This window comes from Streptomyces sp. NPDC045022 (assembly GCF_056432605.1).
Genome location: NZ_JBWKIR010000020.1, coordinates 43,928 through 68,961, shown reverse-complemented (window position 1 = coordinate 68,961; position 25,034 = coordinate 43,928). Strand labels below are relative to the sequence as shown.

Sequence of the window (25,034 nt, the reverse complement as noted above, 5' to 3'; positions counted from 1 at the left end):
TATCAGGGGACATCCCACTAATCACCCGTTTTCAGGAGGTGACGGGATGTTTTGAACTAATGACCGCTATAGGGACGATACGGTCACCGGCATGTCTGGAGACACCGTTCCCGTCACCGGCTGGGGCCGCACCGCCCCCACCGCCGCCCGTCTGATCCGCCCGCGCAGCTATGAGGAGGCCGCGGCGGCCGTCCGCGGCTGCGGGGCACGCGGCGCCGTCCCCCGAGGTCTCGGACGGGCGTACGGGGACGCGGCGCAGAACGCCGGCGGCGCCGTCCTCGACATGACGGGCCTCGACCGCATCCACGTGGTCGACGCGAGCGAGGGCCTCGTGCTCTGCGACGCCGGCGTCTCCCTGCACCGGCTGATGGACGTCCTGCTCCCGCTCGGCTGGTTCGTGCCGGTCGCCCCCGGCACCCGCCAGGTGACCGTCGGCGGGGCGATCGGCGCCGACATCCACGGCAGGAACCACCATGTCTCCGGGTCCTTCTCCCGCCATGTGCTGTCCCTGGAACTGCTCACCGCCGACGGCGAGGTCCGTACGGTCACCCCCGGCACCCCGCTGTTCGAGGCGACCACCGGCGGCATGGGCCTGACCGGCATCATCCTGACGGCCACGTTCCGGCTGCTCGCGGTGGAGACGGCGTACCTGACGGTCGACACCGAACGGGCCGCCGACCTCGACGACCTGATGGCCCGCCTGACCGCCGGCGACCACCGCTACCGCTACTCGGTCGCCCGGATCGACCTGCTGGCCCGGGGCGCGGCGACCGGCCGCGCCGTCCTCACCCGCGCCGACCACGTCCCCCTCGACGCCCTCGGCAAGGGCACGCGCGCGTGGCGGCACCCGCCGTCCTTCCACCCCCGCCGCCTCCCGTCCGCCCCGGCCCTCGTCCCGGACGGCCTGCTCGGCCGGACCACCGCCGGAGTCGTCAACGAACTCTGGTACCGCACGGCGCCTCGCGCGCGTACCGGCAGGATCCAGCGTCTGTCCGCCTTCTTCCACCCCCTCGACGGCGTCCCGCACTGGAACCGCCTCTACGGGCGCGCCGGCTTCGTGCAGTACCAGTTCGTCGTCGGCCACGACCAGGAGGACGCGCTGCACCGCATCGTGCGGCGCATCGCGGAACGCCGCTTCCCGTCCCTCCCGGCCGTCCTCAAGCGCTTCGGGGACGCCGGCCCCGGCTGGCTCTCCTTCCCCGTGCCCGGCTGGTCCCTCGCCCTGGACATCCCGGCCGCGCTGCCCGGACTCGCCGCGTTCCTCGACGAACTCGACGAGGAGGTCGCCGCGGCCGGCGGGCGGGTCTGCCTCGCCAAGGACTCCCGGCTGCGCCCCGACCTGCTCGCCGCCATGTATCCGCGCGTGGCCGACTTCCGGGCCCTGCGCGCACGGCTCGACCCGCGCGGGGTGTTCGTCTCGGACCTCGCCCGCCGCCTCCGTCTCCAGACCCCCTAGGAGCTGACGTGAAGGACGCCTTCGGCCTCCCCCAGTCCCTGCTCGTTCTCGGCGGCACGTCCGAGATCGCGCTGGCCACCACGCGCCGGCTGATCGCCCGCCGCACCCGCACGGTGTGGCTGGCGGGCCGCCCCTGCCCCGCCCTGGAACAGGCCGCCGAGAACCTGCGCGCGCTCGGCGCGGACGCCCGCACCGTCACCTTCGACGCCCTCGACCCCGAGTCCCACGAGACGGTCCTCGGCAAGGTCTTCGCCGAGGGCGACATCGACCTGGTGCTGCTCGCCTTCGGCATCCCCGGCGACCAGGCCCACGACGAACGCGACCCGCTGCGCGCCGTGCGGGTCGCCCAGACCAACTACACGGGAGCCGTGTCCGCGGGACTCGTGGCGGCCGGAGCCCTGCAGACCCAGGGCCACGGCTCCCTGGTGGTCCTGTCCTCCGTCGCCGGCGAACGCGCCCGCCGCGCCGACTTCATCTACGGCTCCAGCAAGGCCGGCCTCGACGCCTTCGCGCAGGGCCTCGGCGACGCCCTGCACGGCACCGGCGCGCACGTCATGGTCGTCCGCCCCGGCTTCGTCCGTACGAGGACGACGGCCGGCCGGCCGCGGCCCCCGCTCGCCACCACCCCGGAGGCGGTCGCCGCCGCGATCGAACTGGGCCTGCGCCGCCGCGCGGAGACGGTGTGGGTACCGGGCGCCCTGCGCCTGGTGATGGCGGCACTGCGGCACGCCCCACGGTCGGTGTTCCGCAGGCTGCCGCTCTGACGGAGTTCGACGGGACGTCGGGACGGAGCCCACGGAAGGGCCACCCGGGACCGGCCGCGAGACCGGCCGGCGGACTACCGGCTGGCGATCGTCCCGCGCTTGGCATCGGTGTGGCCCGCCTGCGGCGGGACCACGTATCCCCCGAACGTGTACTCCCGCAGCTTGCGCCACACCCCGTCCGCGCCCTGCTCGTAGAGCGCGAACCCGGTGCACGGCCACTCCGCGTCGAAGCCCGCCAGCTCCTCGAAGGCACGGTCCATCGCCGCGTCGTCGATGCCGTGCGCGACGGTGACGTGCGGGTGGTACGGGAACTGCAGCTCGCGCGCCACCGGCCCGGAGGCGTCGCGCACCCGCTGCTGCAGCCGGGCGCAGTCCTCGGCGCCCTGGACGACCCGGACGTAGACCACCGGTGACAGGGGCCGGAAGGTGCCCGTGCCGCACAGCCGCAGCGGGAACGGCCGGCCGGCGGCGGCGACCTCGGTGAGGTGCGCCTCGACGGCCGGCAGATCGGCCGCCGCCACCTCGGTCGGCGGGAGCAGGGTGACGTGCGTGGGGATGCCGTGAGCCGCGGCGTCGCCGAAGCCCGCGCGCCGCTCCTGGAGCAGGCTGCCGTGAGGCTCCGGGACCGCGATCGACACGCCGATCGTTACGGTCCGCACGTCGTCTCCTGTCATCGCGTCTGTGATGTTCTCACTCGTCCGGCTATCGACTGTACGGCCACGACTGTCCTGTGGGCAGGCGCAGCGGAAGTGATGTGCAGCGCTCCGCCCACGGACGTGTGTGCGGTCGTACGCCTCAGTGCTTCGCGGGCAGGAAGCCCACCCGGTCGTACGCCTGCGCGAGCGTCTCCGCGGCGACCGCACGGGCCTTCTCCGCGCCCTTGGCCAGGATCGAGTCGAGGGTCTCGGAGTCGTCCAGGTACTGCTGGGTGCGCTCGCGGAACGGTGTCACGAACTCGACCATGACCTCGGCGAGGTCCGTCTTGAGCGCGCCGTAGCCCTTGCCCTCGTACTTCGTCTCCAGGTCGGCGATGCCCTCCCCGGTGAGCGTCGAGTAGATCGTGAGCAGGTTGCTCACGCCCGGCTTGCTCTCGGCGTCGAAGCGGATCACGGTGTCGGTGTCCGTGACCGCGCTCTTGACCTTCTTCGCCGTCGTCCTGGGCTCGTCGAGGAGGTTGATGAGGCCCTTCGGCGTGGACGCCGACTTGCTCATCTTGATCGACGGGTCCTGCAGGTCGTAGATCTTCGCCGTCTCCTTGAGGATGTACGGCTTCGGGACGGTGAAGGTCTGGCCGAACCGGCCGTTGAACCGCTCGGCGAGGTCGCGGGTCAGCTCGATGTGCTGGCGCTGGTCCTCACCGACCGGCACCTCGTTGGCCTGGTACAGCAGGATGTCGGCGACCTGCAGGATCGGGTACGTGAACAGTCCCACCGAGGCCCGGTCGGCGCCCTGCTTGGCGGACTTGTCCTTGAACTGGGTCATGCGGGAAGCCTCGCCGAAGCCGGTGAGGCAGTTCATGACCCAGGCGAGCTGGGCGTGCTCGGGGACGTGGCTCTGCACGAAGAGGGTGCAGCGGTCCGGGTCGAGGCCGGCGGCCAGCAGCTGGGCGGCGGCGAGCCGGGTGTTGGCACGCAGCTGGGCCGGGTCCTGCGGCATCGTGATCGCGTGCAGGTCGACGACCATGTAGAACGCGTCGTGGGACTCCTGCAGGGCCACCCACTGGCGGACGGCGCCGAGGTAGTTGCCGAGGTGGAACGAGCCGGCGGTGGGCTGGATACCGGAGAGCACGCGGGGTCGATCAGTGGCCATGCTCACCATTCTCTCAGGTGCCGGGGGCCGATCCGGAACTGGCCGGGAAGAGGCAGGAACCGCTGATACGCCACGCGGCGGCTCGGCGCAGTGCCGGGCCGCCGCGGGAGGAGCCTCGCGGGGAGCTGCTCGGCCGATGAGCGGCCGGTGAGCCCCGGAGCGGGTCAGCCGAGGTCGATCTCCGGGTAGAGCGGGAAGCCGGCCACGAGGTCGGTGGCCCGGCGGGAGATCTCGTCCGCGATCTTGGGGTCGAGGATGTGCTGGGCCTTGGAGGGGGCGCCCTTGCCGGTGGTACCCGGCTCGGTGGCGGTGAGGACGCGGTCGATGAGACCGGCGACCTCGTCCATCTCGGCGGTGCCGAGGCCACGGGTGGTCAGGGCGGGCGTGCCGACGCGGATGCCGGAGGTGTACCAGGCGCCGTTGGGGTCGGCGGGGATGGCGTTGCGGTTGGTGACGATGCCGGACTCGAGGAGAGCCGCTTCGGCCTGACGGCCGGTGAGGCCGTAGGAGGTGGCGACATCGATCAGGTTGAGGTGATTGTCCGTGCCGCCGGTCACCAGGGTGGCGCCGCGCCGCATCAGGCCCTCGGCGAGGGCACGGGAGTTGTCGACGATGCGCTGGGCGTAGTCCTGGAAGTCGGGCCGGCGGGCCTCGGCGAGGGCGACGGCCTTGGCGGCCATGACGTGCGGCAGCGGGCCGCCGAGGACCATCGGGCAGCCGCGGTCGACCTGGTCCTTGAGGGAGTCGTCGCACAGGACCATGCCGCCGCGCGGGCCGCGCAGCGACTTGTGGGTGGTGGTGGTGACGATCTGGGCGTGCGGGACCGGGTCGAAGTCGCCGGTGAGGACCTTGCCGGCGACGAGACCGGCGAAGTGGGCCATGTCGACCATGAGGGTCGCCCCGACCTCGTCGGCGATCTCGCGCATGATCCGGAAGTTCACCAGACGGGGGTAGGCCGAGTAGCCGGCGACGATGATCAGCGGCTTGAACTCGCGGGCCTGGGCGCGCAGGGCCTCGTAGTCGATGAGGCCGGTGGCCGGGTCGGTGCCGTAGGAGCGCTGGTCGAACATCTTGCCGGAGATGTTCGGGCGGAAGCCGTGGGTGAGGTGGCCACCGGCGTCCAGGGACATGCCGAGCATGCGCTGGTTGCCGAAGGCCTGGCGCAGTTCGGACCAGTCGGCCTCGGTCAGGTCGTTGACCTGGCGGACGCCGGTCTTCTCCAGGAAGGGGGCCTCGACCCGGGCGGCGAGGACGGACCAGAAGGCGACGAGGTTGGCGTCGATGCCGGAGTGCGGCTGGACGTAGGCGTGCCGGGCGCCGAAGAGTTCGCGGGCGTGTTCGGCGGCCAGGGACTCCACGGTGTCGACGTTGCGGCAGCCGGCGTAGAAGCGGCGGCCGATGGTGCCCTCGGCGTACTTGTCGCTGAACCAGTTGCCCATCGCCAGCAGGGTGGCCGGGGAGGCGTAGTTCTCGGAGGCGATCAGCTTGAGCATCTCGCGCTGGTCGGTGACCTCCTGACCGATCGCGTCGGCGACGCGCGGCTCGACGGCGCGGATGACGTCGAGTGCGGCGCGGAAGGCGGTGGACTCGGTGGAGAGGTGCTGCTGCTCTGGCATGGGGACCTCCGGACGGTGTACGGGCAGCGTTCACGTTCGGCCCAGGCGCACGGCACTGTTTTCCCGCTCGGGCCGCTCCCCGATGGTCCGTCCCATCCCAGCGCGCCAGTCACGGCCCGCTCGTCAGCCTACCGGGCGCGCCGGTCGGCGCAGGTCCCGCGTCCACCATGCGAGCGCGAGTAAGAAGGAGGTGACTTCGTATCCGGGAGAGGCCGTGACCGCTGCTGAGGATCTGATCGCCGCCGCCGACGCGCACGGTGCGCCCACCTACGATCCGCTGCCGGTCGTCGTGGCCACGGCCGAGGGGGCGTGGATGACGGATGTGGAGGGGCGCCGGTATCTGGATCTGCTGGCCGGGTATTCGGCGCTGAACTTCGGGCACGGCAACCGGCGGCTGGTCGCGGCGGCGAAGGCGCAGCTGGAGCGGGTGACGCTGACGTCCCGGGCCGTCCATCACGACCGGTTCGCGGCGTTCTGCACGGAGCTGGCCGAGCTGTGCGGGATGGAGATGGTGCTGCCGGCGAACACCGGGGCGGAGGCGGTGGAGAGCGCGGTGAAGACGGCCCGGAAGTGGGGGTACCGGGTGAAGGGGGTGCCCGCGGAGATGGCGAAGATCGTGGTCGCGGGCGGCAACTTCCACGGGCGTACGACGACCGTGATCAGCTTCTCGACCGATGCGGAGGCCCGTGCGGACTTCGGGCCGTACACGCCGGGGTTCCAGATCGTGCCGTACGGGGACCTGACGGCGATGCGGTCGGCGCTGACGGAGAACACCGTGGCGGTGCTGCTGGAGCCGGTCCAGGGCGAGTCCGGGGTGATCGTGCCGCCGGCCGGTTATCTGGCGGGCGTGCGGGAGCTGACCCGCGAGCGGAACGTGCTGTTCGTCGCCGACGAGATCCAGTCGGGCCTCGGCCGGACCGGGCGGACCTTCGCGTGCGAGCACGAGGGGGTGGTGCCGGACGTGTATGTGCTGGGCAAGGCGCTGGGCGGCGGGATCGTGCCCGTGTCGGCGGTGGTGTCGAGCGCGGAGGTGCTCGGGGTGTTCCGGCCGGGTGAGCACGGGTCGACGTTCGGCGGTAACCCGCTGGCCTGCGCGGTGGCGCTGGAGGTGATCGCGATGCTGCGGACGGGCGAGTACCAGGCGCGGGCGGCCGAGCTGGGCGATCGGATGCACCGGCAGCTGGGGACGCTGCTCGGCACGGGCGCGGTGACGGCGGTGCGGGGGCGCGGGCTGTGGGCCGGGGTGGACGTCGCCGCGGCGGTCGGTACCGGGCGCCAGGTGTCGCAGCGGCTGATGGACCGGGGGGTGCTGGTGAAGGACACCCATGGGTCCACCGTCCGCCTCTCGCCGCCGCTGACGATCGGTGAGCAGGACCTGGACTGGGGGCTGGAGCAGCTGCGGGCGGTGCTGAACGCCTGAAGAGGGTGAGGGTGCTCAGAGGATCACGTGGGGCAGGAAGCGGGCGTACTCGTCGGTGATCAGCCCCGCGGACTCGCGGATGCCGAGGCCGGCCGACTCCTCACGGACGACCCAGGCGCCGAGGACGACGTGGTTGCCGTCGAAGGCGGGCAGCGGGGCGAGCTGCTGGTAGCAGCAGGGCTCGTCGCGGATCGCCGCGGGCTCGCCGGGGGGGTGCACGGTGACGCCCTCGCCCTCGCGGCCGAGCAGGGGCTTGGCCACGTAGCCGGGTGACTTCGCCAGCTCGCGGGGGCCGTCGAGGTAGGCGGGCAGGAGGTTGGGGTGGCCGGGGTACAGCTCCCAGAGGATCGCCAGCAGGGCCTTGTTGCTGAGCAGCATCTTCCAGGCGGGTTCGATCCACAGGGTGCTGCCGGTGCCGCCGCCGTTGTCGAGGGTGTCCAGGACGTGGCCGGCGAAGGCGTCGGTGGTGAGCCACTCCCAGGGGTAGAGCTTGAAGATGCCGCGGATGAAGCGGAGCCGGTTGTCGACGAAGCGGCCGGAGAGGGTGTCCCAGCCGATCTCCTCCATGGAGAGCCAGTCGGTGTCGAGGCCGGCCTGCTCGGCGGTCTCCTTGAGGTAGGCGACCGTCATCAGGTCCTCGCCGAGTTCGTCGGCCGAGGAGTGCGCGAAGTGCAGCGGGCTGCCGGGAGGCAGCAGGGCGGCCTGCGCGCGCCAGGCGTCGACCAGGCGTTCGTGCAGCGAGTTCCACTGGTCGGCGCCGGGGAAGCGGTCCGCCATCCAGAACCACTGGGGCGAGGCGGCCTCGACCAGGGAGGTCGGGGTGTCGGCGTTGTACTCCAGCAGCTTGGCGGGGCCGGTGCCGTCGTAGCGGAGGTCGAAACGGCCGTAGACGGAGGGGAGTTCGGCACGGCGGTGCCAGGCCTCGGTGACCGCGGCGGCCAGGCGCGGGTCGATGATGCCGAGATCGGCGAGGCGGTCCTCGGCCACGATGTGCTCGGCCGCGGCGAGGCACATGCGGTGCAGTTCCTCGACGGTCTCCTCCAGCGCCTCGACCTCGTCGAGGGTGAAGACGTAGTAGGCGCTCTCGTCCCAGTAGGGGCGCAGGGAGCCGTCGGGGTGCCGGATGAGCGGGTAGATGAGTCCCTGCTCCTCGACGGTCTGCTGCCAGTAGGGGCGGGGGGTGATCGTACGGCGTTCCATGTGAGAGTGTCCGGTCAGCCGCCGGAGCCGCCCTTTCCGCCGCCGAAGCCGCCGCGGTGGACGCCGCTGCCGCCCGAGGAGCCACCGGAGCCCTTGCCGGGCTTGGTGAGGGAACCGCCGCCCACCCAGGAGCCCTTCTTCTTGCCGCCGTAGTACCAGCTGCCGTGCGACGAGGTCTTGGTGGACTTGCAGTTCTTGTCGGAGACGACCTTGTAGCCCTTGCCGTAGGTGTAACTGTCGCGGTCCACGCAGCGCTTGTCCGGGTCGGAGGAGCAGGCGGTCAGGGCTGCGGCCAGCAGGCCCATGCCGCCGAGGACGACCGTGCCGGAGCGGAGCCGCTTGCGCGTCTGTGGCTGTGGCTGTGGGCTGGTCATGTCTTCGTGTCTCCCCCGGGTATGGACCGACCGATTCTGTTCACTGTTGGATCAGCCTAGAGACCGGTGCGAACGGCCGTACAGGGGCCCTGCGCTTTCCCGTTCGCCTAGAGTCACTGTGTGTTGTTCGGAATGGTGTGCGCCCTCGGCGCGGCGGTCTGCTTCGGTACCGCGACGGTGTTGCAGGCGGTGGCCACGCGAGCGGCCAGCACAGACGGGGGTGGCGGCGGGGACGCGGCGCTGTTGCTGCGGGCGTTGCGGCAGTGGCGGTACATCGCCGGGCTGGCGTTGGACGGGCTGGGTTTCCTGCTGCAGATCGCGGCGCTGCGATCGGTGCCGATCTACGCGGTGGGCGCGGCGCTGGCGGCGAGCCTCGCGGTGACGGCCGTGCTGGCGGCGCGACTGCTACGCGTACGGCTGAGCGGGCTGGAGTGGGCCGCCGTGGGCGTGGTGTGCGCGGGTCTGGCGATGCTCGGGCTGGCCTCGGGCGCCGAGGGCGACCGTGGCGGGCCGGACTGGCTGAAGTACGCGATGGTGGTGGTCGCGGTGGGCGTGCTGCTGCTCGGCGCGGTGGGCGGGCGCCTGTCCGGCCGCACCCGTGCCCTGCTCCTGGGGCTCGGCGCGGGGCTCGGGTTCGGGGTGGTGGAGGTGGCGGTACGGCTGATCGACTCGCTGCGGCCGGCCGGCCTGCTGGCCAATCCGGCGACGTACGCGCTGCTCATCGGTGGCGGTGCCGCGTTCCTGCTGCTCACCTCGGCCCTGCAGCGCGGCTCCGTGACGACGGCGACGGCCGGGATGGTGATCGGCGAGACGATCGGCCCGGCGACGGTCGGCGTGGTCTGGCTCGGCGACCGCACCCGGGGGGGCCTGGCCTGGCTGGCGGTGCTGGGCTTCGTGGTGGCAGTGGCCGGGGCGCTGCTGCTGGCGAGGTTCGGCGAGGCACCGGCGGACCAGGAGGAAACGCGCCCGCTGACAGAGACACGAGCACCCTGACGACGCCGCGGGCACCCTGGCGACATGGATGCGCCGCGGGCCGGGCGCGGGTGCGCCGGGGGCGGTGTGTCGAGTCGGGTGTGCCGTGTGGCGGTGTGCCGGCCCCGGCGCCCCCCTACGGCAGCACCCGGCACAACGCTTCCAGTGCCCCCGTCCAGGCACTGTCCGGTGGGGTTCCGTAACCCACGACCAGCGCGTCCAGTGGCTCGGTGTCGGCCTGTGGGTGTCGGTGAAAGGACAGGCCGTGCAGCGCCAGGCCCTGCCAGACGGCGGCCTGGACCACCGACTGTTCCGTGCCCGGCGGCAGGCGCAGCACCGCGTGCAGGCCGGCCGCGATCCCCGTCACCTGTACCTCGGGGGCGTGGTCGGCCACGGCCGCGGCGAGGGCGTCGCGGCGGCGCCGGTAGCGCAGCCGGGCCGAGCGGACGTGCCGGTCGTACGCGCCGGAGGTGAGGAACTCGGCGAGGGTGAGCTGTTCCATCACACCCACGGTGTCGATGCGGCCCTTCGCCGCGACCGCCTCCTCCACCAGGGACGGCGGCAGCACCATCCAGCCCAGCCGCAGTCCCGGTGCGAGGGACTTGCTGGCGGTGCCGAAGTAGACGACACGGTCGGGGTCGAGGCCCTGGAGCGCGCCGACGGGCTGGCGGTCGTAGCGGAACTCGCCGTCGTAGTCGTCCTCCAGGACCAGCCCGCCGGTGCGCCGGGCCCAGTCCACGACGGCGGCCCGCCGGTCCGGGTGCAGGGGCACGCCCATGGGGAACTGGTGGGCCGGGGTCAGCAGCACCGCCCCCGCGCCGCCCAACTCGCCCGTGTCGGTGCCGAGTGCGTCGTACGGGAGCGCGGGCGTCGTGAGGCCGGCGTCCCGCAGCAGCCGCCAGTACACGTCGAGGCCGTACGACTCGACGGCCACCGTCCGCACCCCGCGCGCCCGCAGCACCCTGCCGAGGATGCCCAGGCCGTGCGAGAAGCCCGCGGTGATCACCATGGTCTCCGGGTCGGCGCGGACGCCCCGGGCGCGGGCGAGGTAGCCGGCGAGGGCGGTGCGCAGTTCGAGGGAGCCGCGCGCGTCGCCGTAGCCGAGGGCGTCGAAGGGCGCGGTGGCCAGGGCGCGGCGGGCGGCCTTGAGCCACTCGGTGCGCGGGAAGGCGGCGAGGTCGGGAATGCCGGGGACGAGGCTGTGGGCGGGACGGCCGGGTTCCCGGCGGCGGGGTACCGCCGGACGCGGAGCGGACGGCGGGACCGCCGCCCGCCCGCGCTGCCCGGAAGACACGGAGGGTGCCCCCGCCGCCACCCGGGTGCCCGAGCCCTGCCGGGCGGTGAGCCAGCCCTCCGCGACCAGGTCGGCGTACGCCTCGGCGACGGTGTTGCGGGCGATGCCGAGGTCGGCGGCGAGGGAACGGGAGGAGGGCAGCCGGGTGCCGGGGGCCAGGCGCCCGGTGCGGACGGCGTCCCGCAGGGCGTCGGTCAGCCCCCGGCGCAGCCCGCCCGAGCCGGTCGGTTCGAGGTGCAGGTCGACGCCCAAAGTGGCCCAGGATCTCGCCATGGAAATGGACCATACTCCTGGGCTGCCTCGCTCCTAGGGTCGAGGGCATGAGCACTGCACAGGAAACCGTCGAGTACGCACCCGAGCAGGCCCCGAGGCTGAGCTGGGCACAGCTCGCACCCGAGGTCTACAAGGCGATGATCCGCCTGGACACCGCCGCCAAACAGGGACTGGACCCGAAGCTGTACGAGCTGGTGAAGATCCGCGCCTCGCAGGTCAACCACTGTGCGTTCTGCCTCGACATGCACACCAAGGACGCGCTCGCGGCCGGTGAGAGCGTCGAGCGGATCGTGCAGCTCAGCGCGTGGGAGGAGTCGCGGCACTTCTACACCGCGAAGGAACTGGCCGCGATCGAGCTGACCGAGGCGATCACCGTCCTGACGGACGGCTTCGTGCCGGACGCGGTGTACGACCGGGCCGCGGAGCACTTCGAGGAGGCCGAGCTGGCCCAGCTGATCGCCGCGATCACGGTGATCAACGCCTGGAACCGGTTCGGTGTGACCACCCGCATGACCCCGGGCCACTACCAGCCGGGGCGGCACAAGTGAGCCGTACGCGGTTGCTGGACCGGGAGGTCGGCCAGGCGATGTCCGCGCTCAGCGCGGCGGCGAAGCGGGGGCTCGGCGATCCGGTCCTCGCCGAGCTGGTGATGATCCGCGCCTCGCAGCTCAACCATTGCGCCTTCTGCCTCGACATGCACCTCGAAGTGGCCCGGAAGAACGGGGAGTCGGAGGACCGCGTCCAGCTGCTGAACGCCTGGGAGGAGGCCGAGGACCTCTACAGCGAGCGGGAGCGGGCCGCGCTGGCACTGACCGAGGCGATCACGGTCGTCACGGACGGCTTCGTGCCGGACGCGGTGTACGAGCGGGCCGCCGAGCAGTTCAAGGAGGCCGAACTCGCCCACCTCATCGGCCTCATCACCGCCGTCAACGGCTGGAACCGCCTGATGGTCAGCCGTCGCATCCCACCGGGGGGTTACCAGCCGTGAGCAAGGTGGACGAGTTCCGCGCACTGCATCTCAAGCGCGCCCAGGGCGATCCGCTGATCCTGCCCGGCCCCTGGGACGCGGCCAGTGCCCGGGTGTTCGTGGCCGCCGGATTCCCGGCGCTGGCCACGCCGAGCGCCGGGGTGGCCGCCTCGCTCGGGTACGAGGACGGGGCCACTCCGGCCGACGAGATGTTCGCGGCGGTCGCCCGGATCACCCGGTCGGTGGACGTGCCGGTGTCGGCGGACGTCGAGGACGGCTACGGGCTCGCCCCGAAGGAGCTGGTCGAGCGGCTGCTGGAGGCGGGCGCCGTCGGCTGCAACCTCGAGGACTCGGGACCCGGGGGTGTCCTCAAGGATCCGCACGCGCACGCCGAGTACCTCGCCGAGGTCCGCTCGGCCGCCGCCGACGGGCTCTTCGTCAACGCCCGCGTCGACACCTTCGTCCATGGCGACCGGGATCCCGAACGGGTCATCGAGCGGGCCGCGTTGTACGTGGCGGCGGGCGCGGACTGCGTCTATCCGATCCTCGCCCCGCCGGAGGTGCTGCCCCTGCTGCGGGCCGGGATCCAGGGGCCGCTGAACGCCCTGGCCCGGCTGGACGGGGGCGGCCCCTCGCCCGCCGCGCTCGGCGAACTCGGGGCCACCCGGGTCACGTTCGGGCCCGGACTGCAGCGGAAAGCGGCCGGGGCGCTGCGGGAGATCGCCGGCGACCTCATCGGGTAGGGCAGGTCAGGACAGCCACTTCTTCCACACGGCGGGGTGGCTGTCCACCCACTTCCGGGCCGCCTCCTGCGGGCTCAGCTTCTGCTCGGCGATCATCAGCGAGACCTCGTTCTGGTCCTCCGTCGTCCACCTGAACTTCTTCAGGAAGGCCGCCGCCTCGCCGCCGGACTTCGCGAAGCCGGCGTTGAGGTACTTCTGCAGCGGGGTGTGCGGGTAGGCGCAGGTGACCTTGGCGGTGTCGGCGTCACAGCCCTCCTTGTACGGCGGCAGCTTCACCTCCGTCATGGGAACCTTCTTGAACAGCCACTGGGGTGCGTACCAGTACGTCAGGAAGGGCTTCTTCTCCTTGGCGAACTGCTTGATCTGGGTGATCTGCGCCGCCTCGGAACCGGCGAAGACGACCTGGTAGTCGAGCTTCAGGTTCTGCACCAGCGCCTTGTCGTTGGTGACGTACGACGGGGAGCCGTCCATCAGCTGGCCCTTGCCGCCGCTCTCCGCGGTGCGGAACAGCGAGGCGTACTTGTTCAGGTTCTTCCAGTCCGTGATGTCCGGGTGCTGCTTGACGAGATAGGTGGGGACGTACCAGCCGATGTGGCCGGTCACCCCGAGGTCGCCGGCGGACCGGATCGTCTTCTTGTCGGTGACGTACCGCTTCTCCTGGTCCGGGTGGCCCCAGTCCTCCAGAAGGGCGTCGACCCGGCCCTGGCTGAGCGCGTCCCAGGCCGGCACCTCGTCCACCTGGACGGTGTCGACGCGGTAGCCCAGCTTGTGTTCGAGGAGGTACTGGGCGACTGCCACGTTGGCCTGGGCGCCCACCCAGGACTGCACGGACAGGGTGACCGTCTTCGCGCCCCGGGCGTTCGCGAACGGGCTGGCCTGCTTGGTCATGTCGGCGGCGCCGCAACCGGTGGTCAGGCCCAGGACCGCGACGGCCACCGGGATGGTCGTACGGATGCGCATGTCAGGCTCCCTTCTTCGCGCGGCGTTCGGTCGGCTGGGTCACCCGGTCGAGCATCAGGCCCAGGCAGACGATGGCGGCGCCGGCCACCAGGCCCGTCGCCAGGTCGCCCTGGGCGAGGCCGAAGGTGACGTTGTAGCCGAGGGCCCCGCCGCCGACCAGGCCGCCGATGATGACGACGGCCAGGACCAGGACCACGCCCTGGTTGACGGCGAGCAGCAACGAGCGCCGGGCGAGCGGGAGCTGGACCTGCCACAGCTGCTGGCGGCCGGTCGCGCCCAGCGAGCGCGCGGACTCCAGCGCGGCCTGGTCGACCTGGCGCAGGCCCTGCGCGGTGATCCGGACGACGGCCGGGAGGGCGTAGACGACGGCCGCGGCGACGGCGGGGGCACGGCCGACGCCGAACAGGGCGACGACCGGGATCAGGTACACGAACTGCGGCATGGTCTGGCAGACGTCCAGGACCGGGCGCAGGGCGCGCTCGACGCGGTCGCTGCGGGCCGCGGCGATGCCGGTCGCGAAGCCCAGGACGAGGGTGACGGCGACGGCGGCCAGCACCTGGGAGAGGGTGTCGAGGGACGGCTCCCACACCCCGAGCACACCGATCGCGGCCATGGCGAGGACGGCGGTCAGCGCGGTGCGCCAGGTGCCGATCAGCCACGCCAGGGCGGCGACGATCAGCAGCACCGACCACCAGGGCAGCCACTGCAGGCCGTCGCGGACGGGGTCCAGGACCCAGGTGGTGAAGTGGCCCGCCCAGTCCGCGGTGCCGCCGACGACCGGGACGCCGGAGTAGAGGTGGCCGGTCATCCAGTCGACGGCGCGGTTGACCGGTTCGGCGATGTTCAGGGTCCAGCCGGCCGGCCAGTCGAGGTGGCCGATGAGGCGGGTGGCCAGGGCGACGGTGACGGTGACGGCGAGGGCGTACGGCCAGCCGATCGTCCGGGTGCGGGGGCTGCCGTCCCCGGCGGCTCCGGTCAGCCGGTCCAGGACCACCGCGAGCAGCACGATCGGGATGCCGGCCGCGAGGGCCGCGCCGACGTCGACCGAGGCGAGGGCCTGGTAGACGCGGTCACCGAGGCCGCCGGCGCCGATGACCGAGGCGATGACGGCCATGGACAGCGCCATCATGATCGTCTGATTGAGGCCGAGGAGGAGTTCCTTGCGGGCCAGCGGTATACGGGCGGTCAGCAGCCGCTGGCGGCGGGTGGCGCCGAGTGACTCCACGGCCTCCAGGACCTCGGGGTCGGCGCCGCGCAGGCCGAGCGCGGTGAGGCGGGCCATCGGCGGGGCCGCGTACACGACGGTGGCGAGGGCGGCCGCGGGGACACCGATGCCGAAGACCAGGACGACGGGGAGGAGGTAGGCGAAGGCCGGGAGCACCTGCATGGTGTCCAGGACGGGGCGCAGGGCCCGGTCGAGGCGGTCGGACAGGCCGGCGGCGAGACCGAGGAGCGCGCCCACGGCCACGGAGGCGAGGACCGCGACGACCATGAGCGCCAGGGTCTGCATGGTCGGGACCCACATGCCGAGGGCTCCGCAGCTGAGGAGGGCGACCGTGGTGCCGAGGGCCAGGCGGGCGCCGCCGAGGCGCCAGGCCGCGAGTGCGCCGAACGCCGTGACGCCTGCCCAGCCCGCGGCGAGGAGGGTGAGGTAGACGGCGCGGACGCAGAGGACGACCGCGTTGCTGACATAGCCGAAGAAGTACAGGAACAGGGGGTGGCTGTCCCGGTTGTCCATGACCCAGTCGCTGGCGGTGGCGAGCGGATGGGAGAGGTCGACGGTGAGGGCGTGGGGCCAGGTGGCGCCGGGCCAGTGGGTGGCGGCCCAGGGGGCGAGGACCGCGGCGAGGAGGGCGAGCAGGAGGAGTTTGCCCGCGGCTCGGCTCCTGAGGACGCGGGGGGTGCGGGTGCCGGAGGTGGGGACGGTGAGGGTTGCCATCAGACGACCTCCGCGTCGGCGTCGGCGTCGGCGGTCGGTCGGGTCGCCTGCCCGCGCCGGTGGGATGCCGCTTGCTGGGGGACGGGCGCCGGCCCGGCGGCACGACTGCCCCCGGCTACGGTGCCGGTGCCCGTGGCCGTGCCGGCGCCGGCGCCCGCTTCGGTCGTTCCCGCGACCACTCCCAGGAGCGCGTCGGAGTCCACCACCCCGAGGCAGCGGCCCTCGTCCATCACCCGCGCCGCAGTTCCCGCGCGGGCCACTGCCTCTATAGCCTCGGCGACCGTGGCCTCCGGGCGGACCGCCGGGCCGGTCTCCGTGTCCTGCGCGCACGCGGGGCGCATGGCGGTGCGGACCGTCATCACCTGTTCGCGGGGTACGTCCCGGACGAACTCGCGGACGTAGTCGTCGGCCGGGGAGCCGACAATCTCCTCGGGGGTGCCGAGCTGGACGACCTGGCCGTCGCGCATCAGGGCGATGCGGTCGCCGAGTCTGAGGGCCTCGGTGAGGTCGTGGGTGATGAAGACCATGGTGCGGCCCTCCTCGCGGTGCAGGCGGGCCACCTCTTCCTGCATGTCGCGCCGGATGAGCGGGTCGAGGGCGCTGAACGGTTCGTCGAAGAGCAGCACCTCGGGGTCGACGGCGAGGGCGCGGGCGAGGCCGACGCGCTGGCGCTGACCGCCGGAGAGCTGGCCGGGGCGGCGCTTCTCCATGCCTTCGAGGCCGACCTTGGCGACGATCCCGGCGGCCCGTTCGCGCCGTTCGGACCTGCCGACGCCCTGGATCTCCAGGCCGTAGGCGACGTTGTCGAGGACCGTGCGGTGCGGGAGCAGGCCGAAGTGCTGGAAGACCATGGCGGCGCGGTGCCGGCGCAGTTCGCGCAGGCGGGCCCGGTCCATCGCGCGGACGTCCTCGCCGTCGATGGCGATCGTGCCGGCCGTCGGCTCGATCAGCCGGGTCAGACAGCGGACGAGGGTGGACTTGCCGGAGCCCGACAGGCCCATGACGACGAAGACCTCGCCCTTGCGGACGTCGAAGGAGACGTTCCGGACGGCGGCGGTGCAGCCGGTGCGGGAGCGGAGTTCGGCGGGGGCCAGGCCGCTGAGTTCCGGGTCGGCCGGGATGCGGTCGGCCTTCGGGCCGAACACCTTCCACAGGCCGTCCACGGAGAAGACGGGGGTGTCGGTGGGGGGCTTGCGAGTGGGGACGGTGAGTGTCATCGGGTCTCGCCTCCGATCAGGTCGACGGCCTTCTCCCCGACCATGAGCACCCCGATCATCGGGTTCACGGCGGTCATGGTGGGGAAGACGGACGCGTCGGCGATGCGAATGCCGGCCAGGCCACGGATGCGCAGTTCCGGGTCGACCACGGCCAGTTCGTCGTCGGCGGCGCCCATCTTGCAGGTGCCGGCCGGGTGGTAGACGGTGTGCGCGGCCTTGCGGGCGTACTCGCTCAGTTCGGCGTCGCCGACGATCTCGGGACCGGGGCACACCTCGCGCTTGAGCCAGCCGGCCAGCGGCTCGGCCTTCGCGATCTCGCGGGCGATGCGGATGCCGTCGACGAGGGTACGGGCGTCGTAGTCGTCCTCGTCGGTGAAGTACCTGAAGTCCAGGGCGGGCTTCACGGACGGGTCGGCGCTGGTCAGGTAGAGGCGGCCGCGGCTCTTGGGCTTGGGGATGTTGGGGGTCATCGAGACGCCGTACGGCGGGCGTTCGTAGCCCAGGCGCTCCGGGTTGTCCGTGAACGGGATCTGGTAGAAGTGGAACATCAGGTCCGGGCCCGCGTGTTCGGGGTCGCGGCGCACGAACAGGCCCGCGTCGGAGTCCATCGCGGAGTTCTCCGGGATGGGGCCGTGGGTCTCCCAGACGATCACCGACTCGGGGTGGTCGAGGAGGTTCTCGCCGACGCCCGGCAGGTCGTGGACGACCGGGATGCCGAGTGCCTCGAGGTCCTGGCGGGGGCCGATGCCGGAGTGCAGCAGCAGCCGCGGGGAGTCGACGGCGCCCGCGCACAGGACGACCTCGCGCCGGGCCCGTATCAGCAGTTCCTCGCCGTCCTTGGTGCGGACGTGGACGCCTTCGGCGCGGGTGCCGTTCAGCTCCAGCCGGTGGGCCCACGTCTCCAGGAACACATGGAGGTTGGGGCGCTCGTCCATCACCGGGTGCAGATAGGCCACGGAGGCGGAGGAGCGCTTGTTGTCCTCCGGGTGGTAGGCGAGGTCGAAGAAGCCGACGCCCTCGGTGAACGGCTTGCGGTTGAAGCCTTCGACCCGGGGTACTCCGAGTGCCGAGCGGGCGGCGTCGACGAAGTCGCGGGCGATGGCGTTCCGGTCCTTCTCGTCGACGGAGACGATGTTGTTCTTCAGGCGGGCGAAGTAGGCCTCCATGGGGACGGCGCCCCAGCCCTTGGCGCCGGCCTCCTCCCACTCGTCCCAGTCGGACGGGAGCGGCTTGAACGAGATGAGGGTGTTGTGGGAGGAGCAGCCGCCGAGGACGCGGGCGCGGCTGTGCCGGATGTGGGAGTTGCCGCGGGGCTGTTCGGTGGTGGGGTAGTCGTAGTCGAGTTCGCCGCCGAGGAGGCCCATCCAGCGGCGCAGGGTGAGGACGTCGTCGCGGCCGACGTCGCTCGGGCCGCCCTCGATGACGGCGACGGTGACGTCCGGGTTCTCGGTGAGGCGGGAGGCGATGACGGAGCCCGCGGTGCCGCCGCCGATGACGACGTAGTCGTAGACGTGGGGGGTGTCGGACATGGGGTACCTACTCCAGAGGGTTCGGGCAAGGGGCGCGGTGGCTCAGCCGGAGGCCGAGGGGGCTCAGCCGGCGAACCAGCGCACCGGCTTCGGCGCGAGGTTCTGGTAGATGTGCTTGCTCTCGCGGTACTCGGCGAGCCCGGCGGGCCCCAGCTCGCGGCCGGTGCCGCTCTTGCCGAAGCCGCCCCACTCCGCCTGTGGCAGGTAGGGGTGGAAGTCGTTGATCCAGACGGTGCCGTGCCGCAGCCGCCCGGCGACGCGGCGGGCCCGGCCGGGGTCGGTGGTCCAGACGGCGCCGGCGAGGCCGTACTCGGTGTCGTTGGCGAGGAGGACGGCCTCCTCCTCGGTGCGGAAGGTCTCGACGGTGAGGACCGGTCCGAAGACCTCCTCGCGTACGACCCTCATCTCGCGGTGGCAGGCGTCGAGGATCGTCGGCTCGTAGAAGTAGCCGGACTCGGGCCTTTCCGGTGCCGGCTCCGGCCGCTTGCCGCCGCAGCGCAGCACCGCGCCCTCGGCCAGCGCGGAGGCGACGTACGCCTCGACCTTGGCGCGCTGCTGCTCGGAGACGAGCGGGCCGCACTCCACGCCGTCCTCGGTGCCGCGTCCGAGCCTGATCCGGCGGGCGCGGCGGGCGAGTTCGGCCACGAAGCGGTCCCGGACCGACTCCTCGACGAGGAGGCGGGCGCCGGCGGAGCAGACCTGGCCGCTGTGGATGAAGGCGGCGTTGAGGGCCTGGTCGACGGCGGTGTCGAAGCCGTCCTCGGTGGCGCAGGCGTCGGCGAAGACCACGTTGGGGTTCTTGCCGCCGAGTTCGAGGGCGACCTTCTTCACGGTGGGGGCGGCGGCCTGGGCGACCTTGGTGCCGCTGGCCAGGCCGCCGGTGAAGGAGACCAGGTCGACGTCGGGGTGCTCGGCGAGCCGGGCGCCGACGGTGTGCCCGGGACCGGTGACGATGTTGGCCACTCCGGCGGGCAGCCCGGCCTCCGCCAGCAGGCCGATCAGCGCGATGGTGGTCAGCGGGGTGATCTCGCTGGGCTTGATCACGAAGGTGTTGCCGGCCGCGAGCGCCGGGGCGATCTTCCAACTGGCCTGGAGCAGCGGGTAGTTCCAGGGGGTGATCAGCGCGCAGACGCCGACCGGCTCGTGCACGACGACGCTGTGGATGTCGGGTGAGCCGGCGTCGACGACCCGGCCCGGGGCCTCGGCGGCCACCAGGTCGGCGAAGTAGCGGAAGGCGTCGGCGACACAGTCGATGTCGACCCGGCCCTCCTCGACGGTCTTGCCCGCGTCCCGGCTCTCGAGCAGGCCGAGTTCCTCGCGGTCGCGCACCAGGAGGTCGGCGACGCGGCGCAGCAGTGCGGCGCGTTCGGCGACCGGGGTGCCGGGCCAGGGGCCGTGGTCGAACGCCTGCCGGGCGGCGCCGACCGCCCGCTCCGCGTCCTTCTCGTCACCCTCGGCGACCACGGCGAACGGCCGGGCGTCCGCGGGGTCGAGAATCTCGCGGGTCGCACCGGAGATCGCTTCCAGCCACTCCCCTCCCGCGTGGATGGTCGCCTGGGTCTGTCGTTCCGTTCTGTCCGCCATGATCGGTGTTGCCTTCCGTTCCTGTTCCGTTCCCCTGTGTGACATGGGTGTCACGCTCGGGGACCGTGGCCGCCTGCCCAAGGCCGCGGATCGCATGCGCAATCGGTGTCCGAAAGTGCGCGGCGTCACTGAAAATGCGGTCGAAAACGGGCAAAAGTAGGGCAGGAAGGAGGTTCGGAGGTGGCGGGAGGCCCAGTGGACCGCGGACGGCGGACGGCATACACGGACGCGGGCCCGGCTCCGAGACGACCGGAACCGGGCCCGCGTGGGCTTTACGGCGTAACCGCCGGAAGCGGGATCAGATGAGGCCGAGGCCGCGGACAGCCTCGCGCTCCTCCGCCAGCTCCTTGACGGAGGCGTCGATGCGGGCGCGGGAGAACTCGTTGATGTCCAGGCCCTGGACGATCTCGTACGTGCCGCCCTCGGTGGTGACCGGGAAGGACGAGATGAGGCCCTCCGGGACGCCGTAGGAGCCGTCCGACGGGATGCCCATGGAGGTCCAGTTGCCCTCGGCGGTGCCGTTGACCCAGGTGTACACGTGGTCGATGGCGGCGTTGGCGGCCGACGCGGCGGAGGACGCGCCACGGGCCTCGATGATCGCGGCGCCGCGCTTGGCGACGGTCGGGATGAAGTCCTCGGCCAGCCACTTCTCGTCGTTCACGACCTCGGCGGCGTTCTTGCCGGCGACGGTGGCGTGGAAGATGTCCGGGTACTGGGTGGCGGAGTGGTTGCCCCAGATGGTCAGGCGCTTGATGTCGGCGACCGTGGTGCCCGTCTTCTTCGCCAGCTGGGTCAGCGCGCGGTTGTGGTCCAGGCGGGTCATCGCGGTGAAGCGCTCGGCCGGCACGTCCGGCGCGGCGGCCTGGGCGATGAGCGCGTTGGTGTTGGCGGGGTTGCCGACGACGAGCACCTTGATGTCGTCGGCGGCGTGGTCGTTGATGGCCTTGCCCTGCGGCTTGAAGATGCCGCCGTTGGCCTCCAGCAGGTCACCGCGCTCCATGCCCTTGGTGCGCGGGCGGGCGCCCACCAGCAGGGCTACGTTGGCGCCGTCGAAGGCGACGTTCGGGTCGTCGGTGATCTCGATGCCCTGGAGCAGCGGGAAGGCGCAGTCGTCCAGCTCCATGGCCGTGCCCTCGGCGGCCTTGAGCGCCGGGGTGATCTCCAGGAGGCGCAGCTTGACCGGCACGTCCGCGCCGAGCAGCTGGCCGGAGGCGATGCGGAAGAGCAGGGCGTAACCGATCTGGCCGGCCGCGCCGGTGACGGTGACGTTCACGGGAGTGCGGGTCATGGCGTTCTCCGTATGACAGCTGGCGGTGGGGCGTCACTGCCCCGGCGGATGATCGATCTCTTGGCGTCAAGAGAATCCAGCGGTCAGGCTATCGCGCATCCGGCATGCGAGACGTCCCGGGCCGTGTGGCTCAGCCCACAAGGGTGATCACCAGGGAGGTGGCCCCGGAGTCAGCGGATGCGAAAGGCGGCCGCCCGTCCGGGAGAGGGTGGACGGAGGCGGCCGCCGGTGGGGGGTACCGGCTTGCCGGACTCCCGTGGGGGTACGGTTCGCCTGCCCAGGATCGGGCCCGCCATGCCTCCTCCCGGAATTTCCCCTCTGTTTCTGTGCAGCGGCTACCTGGTGCAGCCCGTCCCCCCGGACGCCAGCGTCGCGCAGGCCTTGGCCTCCGCCGCGTCCTTCACGGCGACCATCGGCGTGTACGCGATGGCGTCCCCGGCGGCGGTGATGTCCCCCGTGTGCCGGACCCTGCCCGCGGACACCTGCACCTTGTCGCCCTGCGCACCGCCGGTGATGCGTCCCCAGGCCGTGCCGCAGACCTTGCTGTAGCGGACCTCCAGGGTGGTGGTGCCGACGGTGGCGGACTTGGCGGTGGTCACCAGGTCGCCGCTGCATCCCATGGCCTCGGCGTCCTTGCCGTCGCAGGCGGAGCCGGAGCACTTCACCCCGGGAGGCAGACTCGCGTGCGCGCCGGCGGACGGGGAGGGTGACTTGGCGGCGTCACCGTGCTTGTCGCCGCCGCCCCGGTCGGTGAAGAAGAAGACGGCGGCGATGACGACGAGCACGCCGACGAGGCCCGCGAGGAACATCGTCAGCCGCTGCCGGCCCGCGGATCCCCGGGCCGCCGGACCCGGCTGCGGGGCCGCGGGCCGTCCGGCGTAGGGGCCCGGGACGTCCGGGGTCCGAGGGGGGCCGTCCGGCTGGGCCGGGGGCCGCGCGGCGGGGCGGCCGGCCGCCTGCGACGGGCCCCGGTACCCGGCGAGTCCCCAGGAGTTGGGGCCGGAGGACGCACCGTCCGGCGATCCGGCCGCGCCCTGGTCGTCAGCGGCAGCCGGACCGCGCCCCGCGCCCTCGCGCAGTCCGCCGCCGGCCGTCCGCCCGGCCACACCCCAGGAGTTCGTGGCGCCCGGAGCGGAACCGCCGGTGCCCTCGGGTGCCGTCCCCGGCCCGGCCGGGCCCTGGCGGTCCGCGCCCGTGCCCGGGCCGCGCTCCGCGGCCTCCCGGGCGTCGGCGTCGGGGACCGTGGGCTGGGCGGGGATCGTCGGGGAGACACCCGCGGGCCCGGCGATGCCCGGGGTCACGGTGGTGCTGCCGCCCTTGCGGGCGGACGGCGCGCCGGTCGCCCCGAACTCCCCGAGCGCGGCACGCGCCTGGGAGATCCGGATCGCCTCCATCGTGCGGTCCTGCCGCATCTCCGCCCGGCTCCAGGCCCGTTCGGCCAGCTCCCACATGGTGGTGAGGTGGATCGGGCTGGTGCCGGTGACCTCCGCGAGCGCGACGATCGCGCCCTTGGGCGCGAGCAGCCGGCCGCCCAGATAACGCTCCCAGGACGTCTTGCTGTAACCCGTGCGGTCGGCCAGCGCCGCGATGCTCAGGCCACTGCGGTCCACGAGCCGCCGCAGCTGGCTCGTGAACTCCCTGATCTGCGGGTCCAGATCCTCGGGCAAGGCTTTCCAACGAGGCATCGATTCCCCCTCTTCCCCCGGTCGGTGCTCTTGGTCTCGCGCGCGGCGCCCCGGCCCGCCCCCCGCGTTCCGGTACCCGTGCTGGCTACCCACAGGGATGCGCTGCCTAAGGATCCCAGTTCCCGGAGTGGGGGCGCACGGGAGCATGGGCCGCCGCGGCGATGCACCCGGCGCTACGGGGTCTTCGTAACGTATCCCGAACTGTCAGTACATCCACACCGGAACGGCACATGCGGCGGTGCGCGCGGACACCGTAGCGGAACGGTCACTTCCGTGCCACAGCGCGGGGACAGGCGTTGAACAGGGAGTTCGCGGACGGAAGGCTGAATCCCGGCGGCGGCTCGTCCTTGCTCGGGGGAGGGGACGGGCCGCCGTCGCCCCCCACTACCGGCGGCCTCAGCCGCCCGGGGTCACCAGTCCCGCCCCGTACGCCAGCACCACCGCCTGGGCCCGGCTGTTCAGTTCGAGCTTGGTCATCGTGCGGTCGAGGCGGGTCTTGACGGTGGCCTCGCTGATGTAGAGGGCGGTCGGCGATCTTAGTGCCGGTGGCCCGCGTCCCCGGGGGAGACGCGGGCCACCGGCGCCGCGGACGGCGCTACTTGGTGACTGTGAAGTGCAGGGTGTCCTTCAGGACCGGGATCTCCAGCAACGGATTGGGCTGGGCCATCAGCGACAGCAGGACGATCGCCAGCCCGAGGATGCCGTAGGTGGTGATGTCCGTGAAACGGGAGCGTACGGCGAGCATGCCGACGCGGGGCAGTATCCAGCGCATGACCGCGCCGGCCAGCAGGCCGGCGCCGATCAGCAGGGTGCCGTAGCGGAACACGTCGAGCGCGGTCAGCAGCAGGCCGAGCGCGACCACCGACAGCACGACCAGCAGGGGCCACTGCCGGGCGGGCGCCGGGGCGTCGCCGGACGCGGCCCGGCCGCCCCCCTCGGGGCGCGCGGTGTCCCTGGTGAACAGCGGGAAGCGGCGGGTGACCCGCCGCGGGCGCCCGTCCGCGTCGGGGGCGCTGATCGCGTCGCGCGCTGTGGGTTCCGCGGGCTCGCGGGTGTCCTCAGCCGGCACTGCGCTCCGCCGCCTCGACCACGTTGACCAGCAGCTGCGCCCGGGTCATCGGGCCGACACCGCCGGGGTTCGGGGAGATCCAGCCGGCCACCTCGACCACGCCCGGGTGGACGTCACCGACGATCCTGCCCTCCGCGTTGCGGGAGACACCGACGTCCAGGACGGCCACGCCCGGCTTGACGTCCTCGGCGCGGATCAGGTGCGGGGAGCCGGCCGCCGCGATGATGATGTCGGCCCGCTTCAGGTGCGCGGACAGATCACGGGTGCCGGTATGGCACTGGGTCACCGTGGCGTTCTCGCTGCGCCGGGTGAGCAGCAGCGGCATCGGGCGGCCGATGGTCACGCCACGGCCGACGACCACCACCTCGGCGCCCTTGATCTCCACGCCGTGGGCCCGCAGCAGGGAGAGGATGCCGTTGGGGGTGCAGGGCAGCGGGGCGGGCTCGTTCAGCACGAGACGGCCGAGGTTCATCGGGTGCAGGCCGTCCGCGTCCTTGGCCGGGTCCATCAGCTCCAGGATGCGGTTCTCGTCGATGCCCTTGGGCAGCGGCAGCTGGACGATGTAGCCGGTGCAGGCCGGGTCCTCGTTCAGCTCGCGTACGACCGCCTCGATCTCCTCCTGCGTGGCCGTGGCCGGCAACTCGCGCTGGATGGAGGCGATGCCGACCTGCGCGCAGTCGCGGTGCTTGCCGGCGACGTACTTCTGGCTGCCGGGGTCGTCCCCGACCAGGATCGTGCCGAGGCCGGGCGTGACGCCCTGCTCCCTCAGCGCCGCCACGCGGACGGTCAGATCGGACTTGATCGCGGCTGCGGTGGCCTTGCCATCGAGAATCTGGGCGGTCATGCCCCCATCCTCGCGGATGACCCGCCCCCGG

The 25,034-nt window shown here is 72.5% G+C and carries 22 protein-coding genes, 1 pseudogene and 1 riboswitch; of the genes and pseudogenes, 7 read left to right on the top strand and 16 right to left on the bottom strand.

The window, feature by feature from the left end:
- Positions 1-91: 91 nt before the first annotated feature.
- Positions 92-1,456 (top strand): FAD-binding oxidoreductase, encoded by a 1,365-nt coding sequence (locus AC07C1_RS29330; RefSeq protein WP_478943804.1) that lies wholly within the window; start codon positions 92-94, stop codon positions 1,454-1,456.
- Between the two features lie 8 nt (positions 1,457-1,464).
- The gene (locus tag AC07C1_RS29325; protein WP_478943802.1) at positions 1,465-2,220 is read left to right on the top strand and encodes a decaprenylphospho-beta-D-erythro-pentofuranosid-2-ulose 2-reductase; all 756 of its coding nucleotides are present in this window, start codon (positions 1,465-1,467) and stop codon (positions 2,218-2,220) included.
- A gap of 74 nt (positions 2,221-2,294) precedes the next feature.
- Here the strand turns inward: AC07C1_RS29325 and AC07C1_RS29320 are convergent, their stop codons facing one another.
- The 3 genes from AC07C1_RS29320 to AC07C1_RS29310 all read right to left on the bottom strand — a co-directional run bounded on the left by AC07C1_RS29320 (position 2,295) and on the right by AC07C1_RS29310 (position 5,645).
- On the bottom strand, positions 2,295-2,879 hold the full coding sequence (locus AC07C1_RS29320) for a 2'-5' RNA ligase family protein (RefSeq protein WP_478943800.1): 585 nt from the start codon (positions 2,877-2,879) through the stop codon (positions 2,295-2,297).
- A 136-nt stretch (positions 2,880-3,015) separates the two neighbouring features.
- Positions 3,016-4,029 carry a tryptophan--tRNA ligase gene (gene trpS / locus AC07C1_RS29315; RefSeq protein WP_478943799.1) on the bottom strand — a complete coding sequence of 338 codons (1,014 nt, stop codon included), beginning with the start codon at positions 4,027-4,029 and terminating at the stop codon, positions 3,016-3,018.
- Positions 4,030-4,193: 164 nt separating this feature from the next.
- Positions 4,194-5,645: a glycine hydroxymethyltransferase gene (locus AC07C1_RS29310; protein WP_478943797.1), complete on the bottom strand. Its 1,452-nt coding sequence runs from the start codon at positions 5,643-5,645 to the stop codon at positions 4,194-4,196.
- A gap of 32 nt (positions 5,646-5,677) precedes the next feature.
- Positions 5,678-5,768, bottom strand: a riboswitch (ZMP/ZTP riboswitch).
- A gap of 91 nt (positions 5,769-5,859) precedes the next feature.
- On the opposite strand from AC07C1_RS29310, the gene rocD reads away from it, so the two are divergent.
- On the top strand, positions 5,860-7,065 hold the full coding sequence (gene rocD, locus AC07C1_RS29305; RefSeq protein WP_478943795.1) for an ornithine--oxo-acid transaminase: 1,206 nt from the start codon (positions 5,860-5,862) through the stop codon (positions 7,063-7,065).
- Between the two features lie 15 nt (positions 7,066-7,080).
- Here rocD and AC07C1_RS29300 read toward each other — a convergent pair whose 3' ends face one another.
- Both AC07C1_RS29300 and AC07C1_RS29295 read right to left on the bottom strand, forming a co-directional pair.
- Positions 7,081-8,265, bottom strand: coding sequence for a glutathionylspermidine synthase family protein (locus AC07C1_RS29300; RefSeq protein WP_478943793.1), 1,185 nt, complete (start codon positions 8,263-8,265; stop codon positions 7,081-7,083).
- 14 nt (positions 8,266-8,279) lie between these two features.
- Entirely contained in the window at positions 8,280-8,639 is a 360-nt protein-coding gene (locus AC07C1_RS29295; RefSeq protein WP_478943791.1) for a hypothetical protein, read from the bottom strand.
- A gap of 132 nt (positions 8,640-8,771) precedes the next feature.
- Between AC07C1_RS29295 and AC07C1_RS29290 the strand changes: the two genes are divergently transcribed.
- A complete protein-coding gene (locus tag AC07C1_RS29290) occupies positions 8,772-9,632 on the top strand; it encodes a hypothetical protein (RefSeq protein WP_478943929.1) in 861 nt (286 codons plus the stop codon).
- Between the two features lie 115 nt (positions 9,633-9,747).
- On the opposite strand, the gene pdxR is transcribed toward AC07C1_RS29290, so the two are convergent.
- Entirely contained in the window at positions 9,748-11,178 is a 1,431-nt protein-coding gene (gene pdxR / locus AC07C1_RS29285) for a MocR-like pyridoxine biosynthesis transcription factor PdxR (protein ID WP_478943789.1), read from the bottom strand.
- A 47-nt stretch (positions 11,179-11,225) separates the two neighbouring features.
- On the opposite strand from pdxR, the gene AC07C1_RS29280 reads away from it, so the two are divergent.
- From AC07C1_RS29280 to AC07C1_RS29270, 3 genes are read left to right on the top strand one after another with little or no spacing between them, the layout of a single operon-like run.
- On the top strand, positions 11,226-11,726 hold the full coding sequence (locus AC07C1_RS29280) for a carboxymuconolactone decarboxylase family protein (protein ID WP_478943787.1): 501 nt from the start codon (positions 11,226-11,228) through the stop codon (positions 11,724-11,726).
- A complete protein-coding gene (locus tag AC07C1_RS29275; RefSeq protein ID WP_478943785.1) occupies positions 11,723-12,166 on the top strand; it encodes a carboxymuconolactone decarboxylase family protein in 444 nt (147 codons plus the stop codon). The genes AC07C1_RS29280 and AC07C1_RS29275 overlap by 4 nt, the downstream gene beginning before the upstream one ends.
- A complete protein-coding gene (locus AC07C1_RS29270) occupies positions 12,163-12,888 on the top strand; it encodes an isocitrate lyase/PEP mutase family protein (RefSeq protein WP_478943783.1) in 726 nt (241 codons plus the stop codon). Before AC07C1_RS29275 ends, AC07C1_RS29270 begins: the two co-directional genes overlap by 4 nt.
- A gap of 6 nt (positions 12,889-12,894) precedes the next feature.
- Here the strand turns inward: AC07C1_RS29270 and AC07C1_RS29265 are convergent, their stop codons facing one another.
- The 10 genes and pseudogenes from AC07C1_RS29265 to AC07C1_RS29220 form a co-directional block, all read right to left on the bottom strand.
- Positions 12,895-13,848: an ABC transporter substrate-binding protein gene (locus tag AC07C1_RS29265; protein WP_478943782.1), complete on the bottom strand. Its 954-nt coding sequence runs from the start codon at positions 13,846-13,848 to the stop codon at positions 12,895-12,897.
- Between the two features lies 1 nt (position 13,849).
- A complete protein-coding gene (locus AC07C1_RS29260) occupies positions 13,850-15,787 on the bottom strand; it encodes an ABC transporter permease (protein ID WP_478943780.1) in 1,938 nt (645 codons plus the stop codon).
- The gene (locus AC07C1_RS29255; RefSeq protein ID WP_478943778.1) at positions 15,787-17,004 is read right to left on the bottom strand and encodes a quaternary amine ABC transporter ATP-binding protein; all 1,218 of its coding nucleotides are present in this window, start codon (positions 17,002-17,004) and stop codon (positions 15,787-15,789) included. The genes AC07C1_RS29260 and AC07C1_RS29255 overlap by 1 nt, the downstream gene beginning before the upstream one ends.
- Positions 17,001-18,533 (bottom strand): GMC family oxidoreductase, encoded by a 1,533-nt coding sequence (locus AC07C1_RS29250; protein WP_478943776.1) that lies wholly within the window; start codon positions 18,531-18,533, stop codon positions 17,001-17,003. Before AC07C1_RS29250 ends, AC07C1_RS29255 begins: the two co-directional genes overlap by 4 nt.
- Before the next feature lie 63 nt (positions 18,534-18,596).
- Entirely contained in the window at positions 18,597-20,117 is a 1,521-nt protein-coding gene (locus tag AC07C1_RS29245; protein WP_478943774.1) for an aldehyde dehydrogenase family protein, read from the bottom strand.
- A gap of 298 nt (positions 20,118-20,415) precedes the next feature.
- A complete protein-coding gene (locus AC07C1_RS29240) occupies positions 20,416-21,405 on the bottom strand; it encodes a malate dehydrogenase (protein ID WP_478943773.1) in 990 nt (329 codons plus the stop codon).
- A gap of 335 nt (positions 21,406-21,740) precedes the next feature.
- A complete protein-coding gene (locus tag AC07C1_RS29235; protein WP_478943771.1) occupies positions 21,741-23,090 on the bottom strand; it encodes a helix-turn-helix domain-containing protein in 1,350 nt (449 codons plus the stop codon).
- Between the two features lie 396 nt (positions 23,091-23,486).
- A pseudogene (locus AC07C1_RS29230) lies at positions 23,487-23,612 on the bottom strand (LuxR C-terminal-related transcriptional regulator); the annotation flags it as partial.
- A 73-nt stretch (positions 23,613-23,685) separates the two neighbouring features.
- A complete protein-coding gene (locus AC07C1_RS29225; protein ID WP_478943769.1) occupies positions 23,686-24,159 on the bottom strand; it encodes a DUF3017 domain-containing protein in 474 nt (157 codons plus the stop codon).
- Positions 24,149-25,003 carry a bifunctional methylenetetrahydrofolate dehydrogenase/methenyltetrahydrofolate cyclohydrolase gene (locus AC07C1_RS29220; protein ID WP_478943767.1) on the bottom strand — a complete coding sequence of 285 codons (855 nt, stop codon included), beginning with the start codon at positions 25,001-25,003 and terminating at the stop codon, positions 24,149-24,151. The genes AC07C1_RS29225 and AC07C1_RS29220 overlap by 11 nt, the downstream gene beginning before the upstream one ends.
- Between the last annotated feature and the right edge of the window lie 31 nt (positions 25,004-25,034).

What these genes read in the sequence shown, in the direction of transcription:
- AC07C1_RS29330 (WP_478943804.1), top strand. Translation starts at nt 92, where the DNA reads ATGTCTGGAGACACCGTTCCCGTCACCGGCTGGGGCCGCACCGCCCCC.
- trpS (WP_478943799.1), bottom strand. Translation starts at nt 4,029, where the DNA reads ATGGCCACTGATCGACCCCGCGTGCTCTCCGGTATCCAGCCCACCGCC.
- AC07C1_RS29310 (WP_478943797.1), bottom strand. Translation starts at nt 5,645, where the DNA reads ATGCCAGAGCAGCAGCACCTCTCCACCGAGTCCACCGCCTTCCGCGCC.
- AC07C1_RS29300 (WP_478943793.1), bottom strand. Translation starts at nt 8,265, where the DNA reads ATGGAACGCCGTACGATCACCCCCCGCCCCTACTGGCAGCAGACCGTC.
- AC07C1_RS29295 (WP_478943791.1), bottom strand. Translation starts at nt 8,639, where the DNA reads ATGACCAGCCCACAGCCACAGCCACAGACGCGCAAGCGGCTCCGCTCC.
- AC07C1_RS29290 (WP_478943929.1), top strand. Translation starts at nt 8,772, where the DNA reads ATGGTGTGCGCCCTCGGCGCGGCGGTCTGCTTCGGTACCGCGACGGTG.
- pdxR (WP_478943789.1), bottom strand. Translation starts at nt 11,178, where the DNA reads ATGGCGAGATCCTGGGCCACTTTGGGCGTCGACCTGCACCTCGAACCG.
- AC07C1_RS29280 (WP_478943787.1), top strand. Translation starts at nt 11,226, where the DNA reads ATGAGCACTGCACAGGAAACCGTCGAGTACGCACCCGAGCAGGCCCCG.
- AC07C1_RS29265 (WP_478943782.1), bottom strand. Translation starts at nt 13,848, where the DNA reads ATGCGCATCCGTACGACCATCCCGGTGGCCGTCGCGGTCCTGGGCCTG.
- AC07C1_RS29260 (WP_478943780.1), bottom strand. Translation starts at nt 15,787, where the DNA reads ATGGCAACCCTCACCGTCCCCACCTCCGGCACCCGCACCCCCCGCGTC.
- AC07C1_RS29255 (WP_478943778.1), bottom strand. Translation starts at nt 17,004, where the DNA reads ATGACACTCACCGTCCCCACTCGCAAGCCCCCCACCGACACCCCCGTC.
- AC07C1_RS29250 (WP_478943776.1), bottom strand. Translation starts at nt 18,533, where the DNA reads ATGTCCGACACCCCCCACGTCTACGACTACGTCGTCATCGGCGGCGGC.
- AC07C1_RS29245 (WP_478943774.1), bottom strand. Translation starts at nt 20,117, where the DNA reads ATGGCGGACAGAACGGAACGACAGACCCAGGCGACCATCCACGCGGGA.
- AC07C1_RS29240 (WP_478943773.1), bottom strand. Translation starts at nt 21,405, where the DNA reads ATGACCCGCACTCCCGTGAACGTCACCGTCACCGGCGCGGCCGGCCAG.
- AC07C1_RS29235 (WP_478943771.1), bottom strand. Translation starts at nt 23,090, where the DNA reads ATGCCTCGTTGGAAAGCCTTGCCCGAGGATCTGGACCCGCAGATCAGG.
- AC07C1_RS29220 (WP_478943767.1), bottom strand. Translation starts at nt 25,003, where the DNA reads ATGACCGCCCAGATTCTCGATGGCAAGGCCACCGCAGCCGCGATCAAG.